The following is a 299-nucleotide window of genomic DNA, read 5'->3' on the forward strand; positions in this document are numbered from 1 at the left end:
GGATGATGTCGGCCAGCGGCGGCACCGAGGCCAGCAGTTCCAGGCACTCGCTGCTGTGCGCCGCCTTTTCCTCCAGCGCGACGAGGCCGGCGGCGGAGGCTTCGCTCAGTGCCGCCGTGATGGCGCTCTGGACCAGCGTGGCAAGGGTGTCGAGCGTCGCGGCGGCACCGATCATCTGGACCAGGCGGCCGTTGGCGGCCTTTTCAATGGTCGGGCCATAGACCAGGTTCTCGACCAGGCGAACGGCATATTCCGGCTGCCAGGCCAGCACCCACCGCTCGCGGAAGGTGCCGCGGCTG

General features: G+C 69.6%; 1 protein-coding gene. It reads right to left on the reverse strand.

The window, feature by feature from the left end:
- The coding region (locus EN862_RS35610) for a DUF5682 family protein (protein WP_245519832.1) at nt 1-299 on the reverse strand (299 nt) is incomplete at both ends.

It is taken from the genome of Mesorhizobium sp. M2E.F.Ca.ET.219.01.1.1 (assembly GCF_004016445.2).
In the GTDB taxonomy this organism is placed as follows: Bacteria; Pseudomonadota; Alphaproteobacteria; order Rhizobiales; family Rhizobiaceae; genus Mesorhizobium.